The organism is Algibacter sp. L1A34 (assembly GCF_009796805.1).
Taxonomy (GTDB): Bacteria; Bacteroidota; Bacteroidia; order Flavobacteriales; family Flavobacteriaceae; genus Algibacter.
Genome location: NZ_CP047029.1, coordinates 1565717 through 1579826, shown reverse-complemented (window position 1 = coordinate 1579826; position 14110 = coordinate 1565717). Strand labels below are relative to the sequence as shown.

The following is a 14110-nucleotide window of genomic DNA, read 5'->3' as shown; positions in this document are numbered from 1 at the left end:
ACTATGGCTGAAAATACTGAGAGATATTCGGATGCTAATTTAGCAGAATTTAAAGTGCTAATATCTGAAAAAATAAAAAAGGCACAACACGATTTAGCACTAATACAAAGTGCGTATATGAACGACCATAACAATGGTACTGAAGATACATCGCCTCAATTTAAAGCTTTTGATGAAGGCAGCGCGGTAATGAGCAAAGAATCTAACTCACAGCTAGCAATACGTCAAGAAAAATTTATCCGTGATTTAAAAAACGCATTAATTCGTATCGAAAACAAAACTTACGGTGTTTGTCGAGTTACAGGAAAATTAATAAACAAAAAACGTTTAGAGCTTGTACCACACGCTACATTAAGTATCGAAGCTAAAAACATGCAATAATCACAATTAAAATTTTATATTTGAAACGTCTCATGCTTTTATGAGACGTTTTTATTTTTGAACATGTCTTTAAAAAAATCCATCATACTTATTATTTCTATTTTATTAATCGATCAGATTAGTAAAATCTATATTAAAACCCATTTTGCTCTTCACGATAGTGTTGAGGTGTTTAGCTGGTTTAAAATATATTTTATTGAAAACGATGGTATGGCTTGGGGCACAAAAATTAGTGATTTCGTTTCATTTATTAATGATAGAACTGCTAAAATAGCTTTAACCCTATTTAGAGTATTTGCCATTTTCGGTATTGGTTATTGGTTATTTGATGCTACAAGAAAACAGAGTTCAAATATATTGATAGCAGCTATTGCTTTAATCTTTGCAGGCGCTTTAGGAAATATTATCGATTCTGTATTTTATGGTGTTTTGTTTGAAAACAGCATGAATCAAGTTGCTTCATTTTTACCAGAAACAGGAGGTTATGATAGTTTACTTCACGGTAAAGTAGTAGATATGCTCTACTTCCCTCTATTTCAAGCCGATTTGCCACAATGGCTTCCTCTATATGGCGGACAACGCTTTAACTTCTTTGAACCCGTTTTTAACGTTGCCGACATGGCTATAAGCACGGGTTTTATAATGTTGATTGTTTTTAATAAAAAAGCATTTAGTAAAAGCTAAAAGAAAGTAACTTCTATAACTAAAACTCATAAACAAGCTCGGGAGTCACACAATAATCTAATCGTACATCACTTTCAAAAACATCCGTAATTTCAGTATCAGCTTCAAAAAAAGACAATCCAATTTTAATAGTTTCAGGTTTACATTTCGCCAAAAACCGATCGTAAAAGCCTTTACCATAGCCCACGCGATTACCAATTTCATCAAAAGCTAAAAGCGGAATAAAAACAACCTCAACTTTATCATCTAAAATTTCGATACCATCAACAGGTTCAGGAATATTATAACTATTTTTTTTAATAATGGTATTATCAGTTAGCAGAAAATGAATCATTCCACCCTCTTTAAAATCACTTTTAGAAATTAAAATATTTTTATCTTTTCCCGATAAAATATTCAGAATATAATCGGTATTTACTTCCTTATGCTCTTCAATAGCAAGAAACACGTGGTAAAACGAATGTCCCCAAATAGGTAATTTTAAAAGTTGATTAGCAATAGCCAAACTAAAATCGTCTATTTGAGTCGTCGATAAATTATTCCGTAGACTTTTATATGTTTTTCGCAACTCATTTTTAGTCATACTAAATACAGATTTTCAAACCTTTATAATCAAAAAAGTTTTTCAAAATTAATGTTTTAAAGTCGTAGAAATATGAAACAATGCATCACCTTGATACACAATTGGCGATTCGTTCACATTAATAATATATCCAGAATTTGGTGCTTTTACAGCGTAATCAAACTTCCCGTATGGATCTGTAATATTCCCCAGCACATCACGTCTATCTACGTAAGACCCAATGGCAACATCAGGCTTAAACATACCCGAATATTTAGCACGCTGCCATTTACTATCATCAATAAAAACAGTGCTTTTTCTAGGAGTAGCAGATTTAAAATTAACACCTAACATACCCAAATATTTCAACACACGTTTAGAGCCATTTACACCAACATTGGTAACTGCATCATCGATATGGTTAGATTTTCCACCTTCAAAAAGCAACATGGGTTTCCCTAGCTTAAAGCAAGTTGTTCTAAAAGACTTGGATAAGTTTTTAGAATACAAAACAAAAGGAGCTCCAAAGGCCTTCGCTAAATTGTTAAGCTCTAAATCTTCTTTAACATAACGTAATTGAGGCGCATTAAAGCGGCCAGAACCACCTGTATGGAAATCTAAAATAATATCCACGTGCGGCAAAATTTCATTCACCAATTTAAATGCTACACGAGCAGCCAATGAGCCCGACGGACTCCCAGGAAACACGCGGTTTAAATCACGTCCATCAGGAAATTCTCGTTTTAAATTGATAAAACCAAAAACATTAATAACCGGAATACAAATAATAGTTCCAATTTTGGGTTTATTAATACCCTTAGCAATAATTTGCCTTACAATTTCAACACCATTAACTTCGTCGCCATGTATTCCTGCAGTAAAAAGAACTACTGGCCCAGGCTTTTTAGCACGTTCAATAATAACAGGTACATTTACCGGTGTGGATGTATGTAAATTAGCGACATCAAAATTAACTTCTCTCCGCTCTCCAGGTTTAATATCCTCTCCTAAAATAGTTAAAATGTCGCTACTTAATTTTGCCATTTATTTGGTGTTTTTCTCAATATAAACAATAATATTTTTTGCAATGTTTCGTCCAGTAGCCCTTTCAATACCTTCTAAACCAGGTGTAGAGTTTACTTCTAAAAGTAACGGTCCACGTTCAGACTGTAACATATCAACACCACAAACAGGCAATTTCAAAGCCGTTGCTGCATTCATAGCAACTTTCAACTCATCGTGATTTAGCTTAACAATCTCTGCCGATCCGCCACGGTGTAAATTAGATCTAAACTCGCCTTCTTTTCCTTGACGCTTCATGGCACCAACTACTTGTCCATCTACAACTAAAGCACGTAAATCTGCCCCTTTCGCTTCCGAAATATACTCTTGCACCAAAGCACGAGCCTGCAAACCATTAAAAGCCTCTAAAACAGATTCGGCAGCATTTTTAGTTTCAGCTAAAACCACACCTAAACCCTGAGTACCTTCCAAAAGCTTAATAATAACAGGCGTTCCACCAACATGCTTAATAACACGTTCCACATCGCGCGAATAATTAGTAAATACCGTTTTTGGCATACCAATCCCCGCTTTAGATAAACGTTGAAAACTACGTAATTTATCACGCGAACGAATTATAGCGTCCGATGTTACCGTAGTAAAAACACCCATCATTTCAAATTGGCGCACCACTGCACACCCAAAAAACGTAACCGACGTTCCAATTCTAGGGATAATAGCATCAACATAGTCCAAATACCGATCTTTATAAAAAATCGTTGGCTTTTCTTTCTCAATAATAAGGTCACACTTCAACGGGTCTATAACCTCAATTTTGTGGCCTCTTTTTTCTCCTTCCTCCACCAAACGATCGGTCGAATACAATTCCGCATTACGCGATAAAATTACTATGTTCATTGTTATTGTTTTTTCATTTTAAAAGAAACCTGTTCCAAATCCACATCGATTAAAAATTTTTGCTTTAAAAATTGTCTACCAATCAATACGGGATATTTCATATCGCTTCTCGTGCTTAAAGTTAAGTTAATCTTGTACGTTTTTCCAAAAATTACGACATCCGATTTTACTTTATATCTATTTTCCTTAAAACCGTTACTGCTTTTCACATTAGTGCGCCAAAATTCGGTAAAAACAATCTCTGTATCACCAAAATTTTCGTGTACATCACTATTAAAACCACATTTAAGCACATTATTTTCTTCAATAATCTCTGTGCAATGTATAGCCGATGTATAAGCACCCGTATCCATTTTTACATCAATATTAAACAAACCTAATCCCGGAAAATCCACAACATCGGTTCTACCTAAAATTTTTTTACTCATTTTTCAATTATTTCTTTGGGCGTTACCACAAGGGCCGGGCTTTCAGCAGTCGCTTTTTTGTGTTGCATAGGCGCAACAACACAAAAAGAGCTTCAACAATGCCTCAATCCCTAACGCGGTCTCGGCCGCCAACATACATTTTCTTCATTAAATAAAATACGATCTAATTAAATAGAAGCATTTTTAAAAGTGGCGAAAGTATACAATTAGTCAATTCAAAAAACATTTTTAAAAATTATTTTCAATCAATAATATTACACGCATAAGTTATAACATCTATTCCTATAAATTCGTGAGATTACTACCTAAAAAACATCAATAAAATAATTACCTTTGAGACAATGGAGACCCCTGACTTAGACATACAATTAAAAACCCTACCAAACCAACCTGGTGTTTATCAATATTTCGATAAAGATGATACCATAATTTACGTAGGTAAAGCCAAAAACCTAAAAAAAAGAGTAAGCTCCTATTTCACTAAAACCCACGATAATGGTAAAACCCGTGTGTTGGTAAAAAAAATAGTGAATATCAAGCACATTGTAGTCGATACAGAAACCGATGCGCTTTTACTAGAAAACAATCTTATAAAAAAATACAAACCGCGATATAACGTTTTACTAAAAGACGATAAATCGTACCCGTGGATTTGCATAAAAAACGAACGTTTCCCACGTGTGTTTTCTACCCGACGTGTTTTTAAAGATGGTAGCGATTATTTTGGACCATACACCAGCGGAAAAACCGTTTACACCCTTTTAGATTTAATAAAAGGACTTTACAGTTTGCGTACCTGCAACTTTAATTTATCTCAAGAAAAAGTAAACTCTGGCAAATATAAAGTCTGTTTAGAATATCATTTAGGTAACTGCAAAGGCGCTTGCGAAAACCGAGAAACCGAAGCGCAATACAACAAAAACATAGTAGCGATAAAAGAAATTTTAAAAGGAAATTTTAAAGATTCTTTACAGCAATTTAAACAACAAATGCGGGACTTGGCCGATAATATGCAGTTTGAAGAAGCGCATAAAATGAAAGAGAAAATTCAGGTTTTAGAAAACTACCAAGCCAAATCTACCATTGTAAATCCAAAAATTAGCAATGTAGATGTATTTTCAATAATGAGCGATGAAGGTTACGGTTACATTAACTTTTTACAACTATCCTATGGTTCCATAATTCGTTCGCATACTTTAGAAATTAAAAAGAAATTAGACGAAACCGATCAAGAACTACTAGAGCTTGCTATTACAGAAATTAGACAACGTTTCGATTCGAACTCTAAAGAAATATACGTGCCTTTTAAAGTCAATTTAGGAGAAAACTTAAAAGTTACGGTTCCGCAATTAGGCGATAAAAAACACATTTTAGATTTATCACTTCGGAATGCCAAATATTTCCGAATGGAGCGTTTCAAACAAATAAAAATAGTAGATCCCGATAGGCATGCTAACCGAATTATGGCACAAATGAAGGCTGATTTACGTCTTTCTGAAGAACCTCGGCACATAGAATGTTTCGATAACTCGAACATACAAGGCACAAACCCTGTTGCCGCCTGCGTAGTATTTAAAAACGGGAAGCCAAGTAAAAAAGATTACCGTCATTTTAATATAAAAACCGTTGTTGGCCCAGACGATTTTGCCTCTATGGAAGAAGTAGTGTACCGCCGTTACAAACGCTTAGTTGAAGAAGATCAACCTTTACCTCAACTTATAATTATAGATGGTGGAAAAGGACAATTATCATCAGCATTAAAAAGTATAGATGCTTTAGGTTTAAGACAGACCATTACGGTAATTGGTATTGCAAAACGTTTAGAAGAATTATTCTATCCAGACGATCCAATTCCCTTATATTTAGATAAAAAAAGCGAAACCTTAAAAGTGATACAATTTTTAAGAAATGAAGCCCACCGTTTTGGTATTGAACATCACCGAAATAGACGGAGTAAATCGGCATTAAATACAGAGTTAGAAACCATTCCAGGAATTGGTGATAAAACTATTGTAGAACTTTTAAAACATTTTAAATCTGCCAAACGCATAGCCAATGCGAAACTAGACGAATTGGAAGATGTTGTTGGCGTATCTAGAGCTTCTAAAATTTATAGTTATTATCATGAAAAGCAAAATTAAAATCGATTATCATTTCAATATTTAGAGGAATTACAGAATAGTTAAAACAAAAGCAGTGATTAAAAAAACCTTCATATTACTTCTAATTCTGTTCATTACTTTTTCCGCGAAAGCGCAAAACAAAACAGAAACACACAAAACAAAAGTTGGCTTAGTGTTAAGTGGTGGCGGCGCAAAAGGACTCGCGCATATTGGTGTTTTAAAAGTAATTGATAGCTTAGGCATAAAAATAGATTATGTTGCAGGAACGAGTATGGGCGCCATAATTGGAGGACTTTACGCTGCGGGATATTCTGGTAATCAACTCGATTCAATTTTTCATGAAGTAGATTTTGATAAACTTATAAGCGACGATTTACCCCGAAGTTCCAAAGCCTTTTATGAACGTGATAATGCCGAGCGCTATGCTGTAAAACTACCATTCGATAATTTTAAAATAAAATTACCATCGGCTCTCTCTCGTGGGCAAAATACTTATAACTTATTTTCATCATTAACATTACCCTTTAACGGAATTAGTGATTTCAATAAATTACATATTCCATTTTTCTGCATTGCTACAAACGTAGAAACAGGTAAACAAGTGGTTTTAGATACTGGCGACTTAACACAGTCTATTATGGCGAGTAGTGCGTTACCATCATTATACCAGCCTGTAATAATTAATAACAATGTACTTATCGATGGTGGTGTAACAAATAATTATCCAATTGAAGAACTACGCGCTAAAGGCATGGATAAAATTATTGGTGTCGATGTGCAAGACGGACTTTTAAATCGTGATGAGCTTCTTTCGGCTCCCGATGTTTTGTTCCAAATAAATAATTTCAGAACCATAAATGATATGAAATTAAAAACAAAGCATACCGATATTTACATAAAGCCGAATATTAAAGAATACAACGTGGTATCCTTTAATGAAGGTCGAGAAATTATTGAAAGCGGAAAAAAAGCAGCTTTAGAAAACTTAGAAGATTTTAAAGCATTACCAATACGAAAAAAGACGCATTACCTTAAAGAAAAAATTCCTGATAGTATTACCATAAATAACTTCTCTGTTAAGGGAAATAACAACTATACCCGCGCCTATGTTTTAGGAAAACTAAAATTAAAACCAAATGAAAAAATAAGTTATAAAGACCTTGTTAAAGGCGTTAATAATTTGGTAGCGACTAATAATTTCGATTCATTTCAATATAAATTAAAACCAACAGGAACTTCTGAAACTTATAATTTAGAAACTCACTTAACCGAAACAAAAAATACTACATTTTTAAAGTTAGGCATCCATTATGATGATTTATATAAAAGTGCAGTCCTTGTAAATATCACAAAAAAACAATTGCTTTTTAAAAATGACATCGCATCTTTCGATTTTATTTTAGGAGATAATGTCCGTTATAATTTCGATTATTTAATAGATAAAGGTTTTTACTGGAGTGTTGGATTCCGTTCTAGATTTAACACATTTACTAAAAACATAAGTGCACAATTATTACTAGAAGACAGCGAAATAGACGCCACAGGATTAAATAAAGTAAACACAGAACTAGATGACCAAACTAATCAGCTTTACCTACAAACACTGTTTAGAAAAGATTTCGCCTTTAGTATAGGCGCAGAGCACAAACGTTTAGAACTTAGCTCGGAAACCTTTTTAACCGGCAGTAGTGATGAAGAGTTTGTATTCGAAAAAACAGATTACCTAAGCGTATTTGGAAACTTAAAACTTGACACGTACGATAATAAATACTTTCCTAAAAAAGGAGTTTATTTTAATGGGGATTTACACATGTATTTATTTGCATCGAATTTCAATAAAAGCTTTGAAAAGTTCTCTATAGCAAAGGCCGATATAGGTTACGCCTTTAGCACTTCAGATAAAATGTCGTTTAACCTCCAAACAAGTGGCGGATTTAAAACCGGAGATAAATCGACAAAAACACTCGATTTTGCTCTTGGTGGTTACGGTAATAATTTTATTAATAATTTTATTCCTTTCCTTGGTCACGATTATGTTTCCCTTACGGGTAATAGTTACGTAAAGGCATTTGCAAGTGCCGATTATGAAATTGTAAAAAAACATCACATTACACTCGAAGCCAATTGGGCTAACGTAGACGATGATATTTTCGAATCTGGCGAATGGTTCTCTCTACCCGATAACCGTGGTTACGCATTAGCTTACGCCATGGAAACCTTAGTTGGCCCAATTCAAGTAAAATACAGCTATTCGCCCGATCTTAAACAAAGCATTTGGTTTTTCAATTTAGGTTTTTGGTTCTAGCCCGAGCACTACGATTTACTCAAAATAAATTCCATTTACCTATATATAATTTAAAAATTCACGATATTTGTAGTAATATGACACTTTTTTGGGCAAATTTACTTCAGCACCTTAATTTCCTTATCAAGAGAAATCCTGAATAGGCAGGCAATATTATATCTTTAAACCACTTTTTTTTAAGTTTAAAGCCACACGCTTCAAAGCTTTTAATTATTAACTTATAATTCTAAAAAGTATGCCTTTTTATCATAAATTAGGAAGCATTCCTCCTAAACGACACACACAATTTAGAAAACCCGACGGCAGTTTATACGCCGAGCAACTCTTTGGTACCATTGGGTTCGATGGTATGGCAACTAATAGCTACCACGAGCAGCGACCAACGCAAGTAAAAGCAATAAAAAACCAATACAGCGTAGCTCCAAAAATTGCTTTAAAAAACAACATAAAATCGTATCGTCTAAGAGGTTTTCAAGTAAAACCAGAAAACGACTATTTAGAAAGCCGAAAAACGGTTTTAGTAAATAGCGATTGTGCTATTATTTTAGCCGCACCAAAACAATCCACACAAGATTATTTCTATAAAAACACCGATGCCGACGAGCTTATTTTTATCCATAAAGGCACCGGAAAATTACGCACGCACTTAGGAAACATAGATTTTAAATATGGAGATTACCTTATAATTCCGCGTGGTGTAATTTATAAAATGGATTTCGATACCGAAGATAATAGACTTTTTATAGTAGAATCGCGTCGTCCAATTTACACACCAAAACGCTATCGCAATTGGTTTGGGCAACTTTTGGAACACGCTCCATTTTGCGAGCGAGATATTCGCCGTCCACAAGAACTAGAAACCCATAACAAAAACGGCGACTTTTTAATAAAAGTAAAAAAACAAGATGATATTATAGAAATGGTTTACGCCTCGCATCCCTTTGATGTTGTAGGTTACGACGGCTACAACTATCCTTACGCCCTTTCCATTCACGATTTCGAACCCATAACCGGCCGCATACACCAACCACCTCCAGTGCACCAAACTTTCGAAACCGATGCCTTTGTGGTTTGTAGTTTCGTACCGCGTCTTTACGATTACCATCCGCAATCAATTCCGGCCCCATACAACCACAGTAACATCGATTCCGATGAAGTTCTATACTACGTTGATGGCGATTTTATGAGCCGTAATGATATCGATCAAGGTCATATTTCCTTGCATCCCGCAGGCATTCCTCACGGTCCACACCCGGGAGCAACCGAGCGCAGTATTGGCAAAACCAAAACTAACGAACTCGCTGTAATGGTCGATACTTTTAAACCACTTATGCTAACCGAGGAAGCCATGAAAATTGCCGACGAAAATTATTATAAGTCCTGGTTAGAATAATAAAAGGACTAAGAAGCTAATCCTGCTTTCCGCTATATCTTTTTACAAAGCCAATCCCTACCAAATTTCAGGGTTTCGAGTTTTAATAAAGGTTTAGCTAAAATTAAAATAAAGTCTATATTAAGGCTTTTTAAAAAGGATGCCGCTGCAATCAGGGCTAACCAACCTGCCAACAAAACGCTTAACCTAAAAACACTCAAATCCCCAGTTTGAGCACCTTCCAAACCAGAAGTTTAATTATGGGTTTATTATATGAATTACAGTAAATTACCAGCCGATCCAGCTACACTAATTTTAGGAATTGTAGCACTCGTATTTGGCTTTGCTGGCTGTTGTTGCTATGGTATTTTCGCTATTATACCATTAATAATTGCAATTATTGGGTTAGTTAGCGCTAATAAAAGTTTAAAAGAATTCGCCAATAACCCGGAAGCCTACACACCACAAACACGAAGCAATGTATCTACAGGGAAAGTAATAAACATTATTGCTATTGTTTTTAACGGCATTATTGTCCTAATATTTATAGGTGCGTTAATATTTTACGGAACCATGATATCCTCAGGGTTTCTTGATGAATTTAAAAACTTCGAAGATTTTGAAGACTTTGAAACTGAAGAAATTTATGAATATGAAAACGATAGCATTTTCAGTGACACAGAATACGATGATACCGAAGTTATTATAGACACCATTGATGTTGAACGGCTTAAAGATACTTTTGAGGAAGACCAATAAAAAGCAGAACTAACAAATAAGATATCATGAGTAAAGATATAAAACCAGTGAATTACGGATTAGAAAAAATATTTGAAGGCGCACAAGATTTCCTACCGCTTTTAGGAACCGATTATGTAGAATTCTACGTTGGAAATGCAAAACAATCGGCCCATTTTTATAAAACCGCTTTTGGTTTTCAGTCTTACGCCTATAAAGGCTTAGAGACTGGCTCTAAAAATTCTGTGAGTTATGTACTTACACAAGATAAAATTAAACTTGTTTTAACCACGCCTTTAAATAGTAAGTCGAAAATAAACGACCATATTGTAAAACATGGCGATGGCGTAAAAGTAGTTGCCCTTTGGGTGGAAGATGCTCGAAAAGCTTACGCTGAAACTACAAGCCGTGGTGCAAAATCGTATATGGAACCTACCGTAGAAACCGACGAACATGGAGAAGTGGTTCGTGCTGGTATTTACACCTACGGAGAAACTGTGCACATGTTTGTAGAACGCAAAAACTATAAGGGTGCATTTTTACCTGGATTCGTGGAGTGGAAATCGGATTATAATCCAGAACCTGCAGGTTTAAAATACATAGACCATATGGTTGGCAATGTGGGTTGGAATCAAATGAATGTTTGGGTTAAGTTTTACGAAGATGTTATGGGCTTTGTCAATTTTTTATCTTTTGATGATAAGCAAATCCATACCGAATATTCGGCCTTAATGAGTAAAGTGATGAGTAATGGTAACGGACGCATAAAATTCCCGATAAATGAACCTGCGGAAGGAAAAAAACGTTCGCAAATTGAGGAATATTTAGATTTTTACGAAGGTGCTGGTGTGCAACACATTGCAGTTGCAACAGATGATATTATAAAAACGGTGAGCCAATTAAAATCTAAAGGTGTTGAGTTTTTATCTACACCACCCGAGGAGTATTACAGAGCCGTACCTGGAAGATTAGAAGAGTACAGCCACGAACTGCGCGAAGATATTGAAGCGCTTAAAAAATTAGGCATTATGATTGATGCTGATGAGGAAGGTTATTTACTTCAGATTTTCACGAAACCTGTAGAAGATAGACCTACTTTATTTTTCGAAATTATACAGCGTATGGGTGCTAAAGGTTTTGGTGCGGGTAATTTTAAAGCGCTTTTTGAATCTATTGAGCGTGAACAAGCTAAACGAGGAACGCTTTAAGTTTTACTACATTTTTTTTAATATTATTGATAATTATAATTTATAAAACCCCGCCGAGTTGTAAAAAACAAGGCGGATTTTCTTTTGCGTTAGCGATTGAACGACCTGTTTGAGCTCCCGACCTAAGGAGGAGCGAGTAGTGAAAGCGCGACCCTTTTGGGTAAAGCCCAAATTAGTGTTTTTAAATCGGTCGCGTTTTGTTAACTTTGACACCGAATACAAAATTAGCTTTAACCTTGAACTTACAGGATATTCCGCGCGTAAAACACATTACGAAAGCGGATTTTTTAGAACAGTATTTTATTCCACAAAAACCTGTGGTTATCGAACATTTTATCGATGACTGGCCTGCTTATTCTAAGTGGAATTTAGAGTACATGAAGCAAGTTGGCGGCGATATTACCGTACCACTTTACGATGATAGGCCTGTGGATTTCAAGGATGGTTTTAACGAGCCACATGCTAAAATGAAACTTGCCGAGTATATTGATTTACTTAAGCGTGAGCCTACTAAATTTAGAATATTTTTATGGAATGCGTTAAAAGAGATCCCAGCTTTACAGAAGGATTTCACGTTTCCCGATTTTGGTTTACGCCTTTTAAAAGGTGTCCCTATGTTGTTTTTTGGTGGTGAAAACTCGCATACCTTTATGCATTATGATATTGATTTGGCTAATATTTTCCATTTTCATTTCGAGGGTAAAAAGCAATGTATTTTATTCGACCAAAAACAGAATGATTTTTTGTATAAAGTCCCACATTCATTAATTTCTCGCGAGGATATCGACTTTAATAATCCCGATTTCGCCAAATGGCCCGCATTAAAAAAAGCAAAGGGTTATAAAACAGAACTTAACCATGGTGAAGTACTCTATATGCCCGAAGGTTATTGGCACTATATGCGCTACATTACACCTGGTTTCTCTATGAGTTTACGCGCTATTGCTAGAAACCCAAAAAACCTCGGACAAGCCTTATACAACCTCTTTATTATGAGAAATTACGATAACTTAATGCGTAGAATTAAGGGACAAAATTGGATTGATTGGAAAAACGAACAAGCCATACTGCGTACAAATAAGCATTTATGAATTAAACCTTTGATTTTAAAAAAGTTGGTAATACCTTTGCCGACTTAAAATAAAACTCAAATCATGAATAAAAATTTAATAGTATTAGCATTAGTTATACTTAGCGTATCGTTTGCGCATTCGCAAGCATTTACAGGTAAGGGAGATAATAAATTTCAAGTTGGTGCTAACTTGCAAGATAATGGAACAGGACTTAACTTAAGTTACGATTATGGTATTGGCGAAAATATTTCTATAGGCCTATCGGGAACTTACGTATTAGGTGTTAATAATGATATTGATGCCGATTTTGGTGATCGTGCAGATCTTAAAGCACGTTTTAATGCAAATCTTGGAAACGTAATTAATGTTGACGATAATTTTGATATTTACCCTGGTTTAAGTCTTGGATTACACAATTTTGGTGGACACTTGGGAGCACGTTACTTTTTTTCTGATGGGTTTGGTGTTTACACAGAATTTAATACGCCTTTAGCAAAATATGATACTGGAAAATTAACAGCTGCGGAATCTTTAAACAACCAATTTACGGTTAATTTAGGTATGGTATTTAACATATAATTTTTAGTTTATCCTTATTTTTTTAAGGATGAAACTCACAAAAAAAGCTGATAGAAATAATTTTCTATCAGCTTTTTTTTATGCCTTATTTTATTAATTCGTGCGCTTTTTCGTAAACCAAGTAAGACTCCCAACCGCGATATAGAAAATAGTCTACAAATTTTTTACGTTTCTTATAAACGTTGCTCTCTTTTATGGTTTCAACCTTTTTTTCGGCTAACTCATTGAAAATCTCGATGTAATCCTCATTTTCGATTTCGGCAAGTGCCTGATTTACATTAAATTTACTAATGTCCTTTTTCTTGAGTTCAAAAGATAATCGACCTTTGCCCCAATGCTTAATTCTGAACTTGCCGCGAACATAAGCCTTCGCAAATCGTTCTTCATTAAGATAATTATTTTCGATAAGATGAACGGTAACGACATCTACAATTTCGGGAATCATGTGCATAGAGATTAGCTTTTGCCTAACCTCTTGATGGCAACGTTCTTGATATGCGCAATAATGCTCCAGTTTTTTGGTGGCTTCTTGTAAAGTATAAGATTTTATGGAACGCTGCATAAGTAACAAAAATAACAATTAGATTAAATAAAATTGAAATTTACATAGTTTAAAACTAAAGTTTATCGATAAATAAAAGGTATTCAACGTATTAATTAGGCATTGCGTCTATACAAATACCCTTTAGTATAAAAAATATGTAATTTTGCCCTTGTAATTACAGTACCGTTAGAAA

Annotated in this window: 15 protein-coding genes; 9 read left to right on the top strand and 6 right to left on the bottom strand. The window is 34.7% G+C overall.

Features of this window, described 5'->3' with window-relative positions:
* Positions 1-3 precede the first annotated feature (3 nt).
* Both GQR97_RS06805 and GQR97_RS06800 read left to right on the top strand, forming a co-directional pair.
* Complete coding sequence (locus tag GQR97_RS06805; protein WP_158846753.1) at positions 4-381, top strand: TraR/DksA family transcriptional regulator; 378 nt, start codon at positions 4-6, stop codon at positions 379-381.
* A gap of 63 nt (positions 382-444) precedes the next feature.
* Complete coding sequence (locus GQR97_RS06800) at positions 445-1065, top strand: lipoprotein signal peptidase (protein ID WP_158846751.1); 621 nt, start codon at positions 445-447, stop codon at positions 1063-1065.
* A 19-nt stretch (positions 1066-1084) separates the two neighbouring features.
* Here the strand turns inward: GQR97_RS06800 and GQR97_RS06795 are convergent, their stop codons facing one another.
* The 4 genes from GQR97_RS06795 to GQR97_RS06780 are packed head-to-tail and all read right to left on the bottom strand — an operon-like array spanning position 1085 to position 3975.
* Positions 1085-1648 carry a 5-formyltetrahydrofolate cyclo-ligase gene (locus tag GQR97_RS06795; RefSeq protein WP_158846749.1) on the bottom strand — a complete coding sequence of 188 codons (564 nt, stop codon included), beginning with the start codon at positions 1646-1648 and terminating at the stop codon, positions 1085-1087.
* Between the two features lie 48 nt (positions 1649-1696).
* Positions 1697-2671 carry a succinylglutamate desuccinylase/aspartoacylase family protein gene (locus tag GQR97_RS06790; protein WP_158846747.1) on the bottom strand — a complete coding sequence of 325 codons (975 nt, stop codon included), beginning with the start codon at positions 2669-2671 and terminating at the stop codon, positions 1697-1699.
* The gene (gene rimK, locus GQR97_RS06785; RefSeq protein ID WP_158846745.1) at positions 2672-3547 is read right to left on the bottom strand and encodes a 30S ribosomal protein S6--L-glutamate ligase; all 876 of its coding nucleotides are present in this window, start codon (positions 3545-3547) and stop codon (positions 2672-2674) included.
* 2 nt (positions 3548-3549) lie between these two features.
* Positions 3550-3975: an ATP-dependent zinc protease gene (locus GQR97_RS06780; protein ID WP_158846743.1), complete on the bottom strand. Its 426-nt coding sequence runs from the start codon at positions 3973-3975 to the stop codon at positions 3550-3552.
* A 341-nt stretch (positions 3976-4316) separates the two neighbouring features.
* Between GQR97_RS06780 and uvrC the strand changes: the two genes are divergently transcribed.
* The 3 genes from uvrC (at position 4317) to GQR97_RS06765 (ending at position 9796) form a co-directional block, all read left to right on the top strand.
* On the top strand, positions 4317-6116 hold the full coding sequence (gene uvrC, locus GQR97_RS06775) for an excinuclease ABC subunit UvrC (RefSeq protein ID WP_158846741.1): 1800 nt from the start codon (positions 4317-4319) through the stop codon (positions 6114-6116).
* A 58-nt stretch (positions 6117-6174) separates the two neighbouring features.
* On the top strand, positions 6175-8403 hold the full coding sequence (locus tag GQR97_RS06770) for a patatin-like phospholipase family protein (RefSeq protein ID WP_410488948.1): 2229 nt from the start codon (positions 6175-6177) through the stop codon (positions 8401-8403).
* A gap of 235 nt (positions 8404-8638) precedes the next feature.
* Positions 8639-9796: a homogentisate 1,2-dioxygenase gene (locus GQR97_RS06765; RefSeq protein WP_158846739.1), complete on the top strand. Its 1158-nt coding sequence runs from the start codon at positions 8639-8641 to the stop codon at positions 9794-9796.
* 32 nt (positions 9797-9828) lie between these two features.
* On the opposite strand, the gene GQR97_RS06760 is transcribed toward GQR97_RS06765, so the two are convergent.
* Positions 9829-10020, bottom strand: coding sequence for a hypothetical protein (locus GQR97_RS06760; protein WP_158846737.1), 192 nt, complete (start codon positions 10018-10020; stop codon positions 9829-9831).
* A 28-nt stretch (positions 10021-10048) separates the two neighbouring features.
* On the opposite strand from GQR97_RS06760, the gene GQR97_RS06755 reads away from it, so the two are divergent.
* The 4 genes from GQR97_RS06755 (at position 10049) to GQR97_RS06740 (ending at position 13373) form a co-directional block, all read left to right on the top strand.
* Positions 10049-10534, top strand: coding sequence for a CCC motif membrane protein (locus tag GQR97_RS06755; protein ID WP_158846735.1), 486 nt, complete (start codon positions 10049-10051; stop codon positions 10532-10534).
* A gap of 26 nt (positions 10535-10560) precedes the next feature.
* The gene (gene hppD, locus GQR97_RS06750; RefSeq protein ID WP_158846733.1) at positions 10561-11721 is read left to right on the top strand and encodes a 4-hydroxyphenylpyruvate dioxygenase; all 1161 of its coding nucleotides are present in this window, start codon (positions 10561-10563) and stop codon (positions 11719-11721) included.
* Positions 11722-11927: 206 nt separating this feature from the next.
* Positions 11928-12812, top strand: coding sequence for a cupin-like domain-containing protein (locus tag GQR97_RS06745; protein WP_233267618.1), 885 nt, complete (start codon positions 11928-11930; stop codon positions 12810-12812).
* A 63-nt stretch (positions 12813-12875) separates the two neighbouring features.
* Positions 12876-13373 (top strand): DUF6646 family protein, encoded by a 498-nt coding sequence (locus tag GQR97_RS06740; protein ID WP_158846731.1) that lies wholly within the window; start codon positions 12876-12878, stop codon positions 13371-13373.
* Positions 13374-13458: 85 nt separating this feature from the next.
* Here GQR97_RS06740 and GQR97_RS06735 read toward each other — a convergent pair whose 3' ends face one another.
* A complete protein-coding gene (locus GQR97_RS06735) occupies positions 13459-13935 on the bottom strand; it encodes a regulatory protein RecX (RefSeq protein ID WP_158846729.1) in 477 nt (158 codons plus the stop codon).
* Between the last annotated feature and the right edge of the window lie 175 nt (positions 13936-14110).

Coding starts and splice junctions, on each gene's coding strand:
- GQR97_RS06765 (WP_158846739.1), top strand. CDS start 8,639: ATGCCTTTTTATCATAAATTAGGAAGCATTCCTCCTAAACGACACACA.
- GQR97_RS06800 (WP_158846751.1), top strand. CDS start 445: ATGTCTTTAAAAAAATCCATCATACTTATTATTTCTATTTTATTAATC.
- GQR97_RS06790 (WP_158846747.1), bottom strand. CDS start 2,671: ATGGCAAAATTAAGTAGCGACATTTTAACTATTTTAGGAGAGGATATT.
- GQR97_RS06780 (WP_158846743.1), bottom strand. CDS start 3,975: ATGAGTAAAAAAATTTTAGGTAGAACCGATGTTGTGGATTTTCCGGGA.
- GQR97_RS06795 (WP_158846749.1), bottom strand. CDS start 1,648: ATGACTAAAAATGAGTTGCGAAAAACATATAAAAGTCTACGGAATAAT.
- uvrC (WP_158846741.1), top strand. CDS start 4,317: ATGGAGACCCCTGACTTAGACATACAATTAAAAACCCTACCAAACCAA.
- GQR97_RS06805 (WP_158846753.1), top strand. CDS start 4: ATGGCTGAAAATACTGAGAGATATTCGGATGCTAATTTAGCAGAATTT.
- rimK (WP_158846745.1), bottom strand. CDS start 3,547: ATGAACATAGTAATTTTATCGCGTAATGCGGAATTGTATTCGACCGAT.
- hppD (WP_158846733.1), top strand. CDS start 10,561: ATGAGTAAAGATATAAAACCAGTGAATTACGGATTAGAAAAAATATTT.
- GQR97_RS06735 (WP_158846729.1), bottom strand. CDS start 13,935: ATGCAGCGTTCCATAAAATCTTATACTTTACAAGAAGCCACCAAAAAA.
- GQR97_RS06755 (WP_158846735.1), top strand. CDS start 10,049: ATGAATTACAGTAAATTACCAGCCGATCCAGCTACACTAATTTTAGGA.
- GQR97_RS06740 (WP_158846731.1), top strand. CDS start 12,876: ATGAATAAAAATTTAATAGTATTAGCATTAGTTATACTTAGCGTATCG.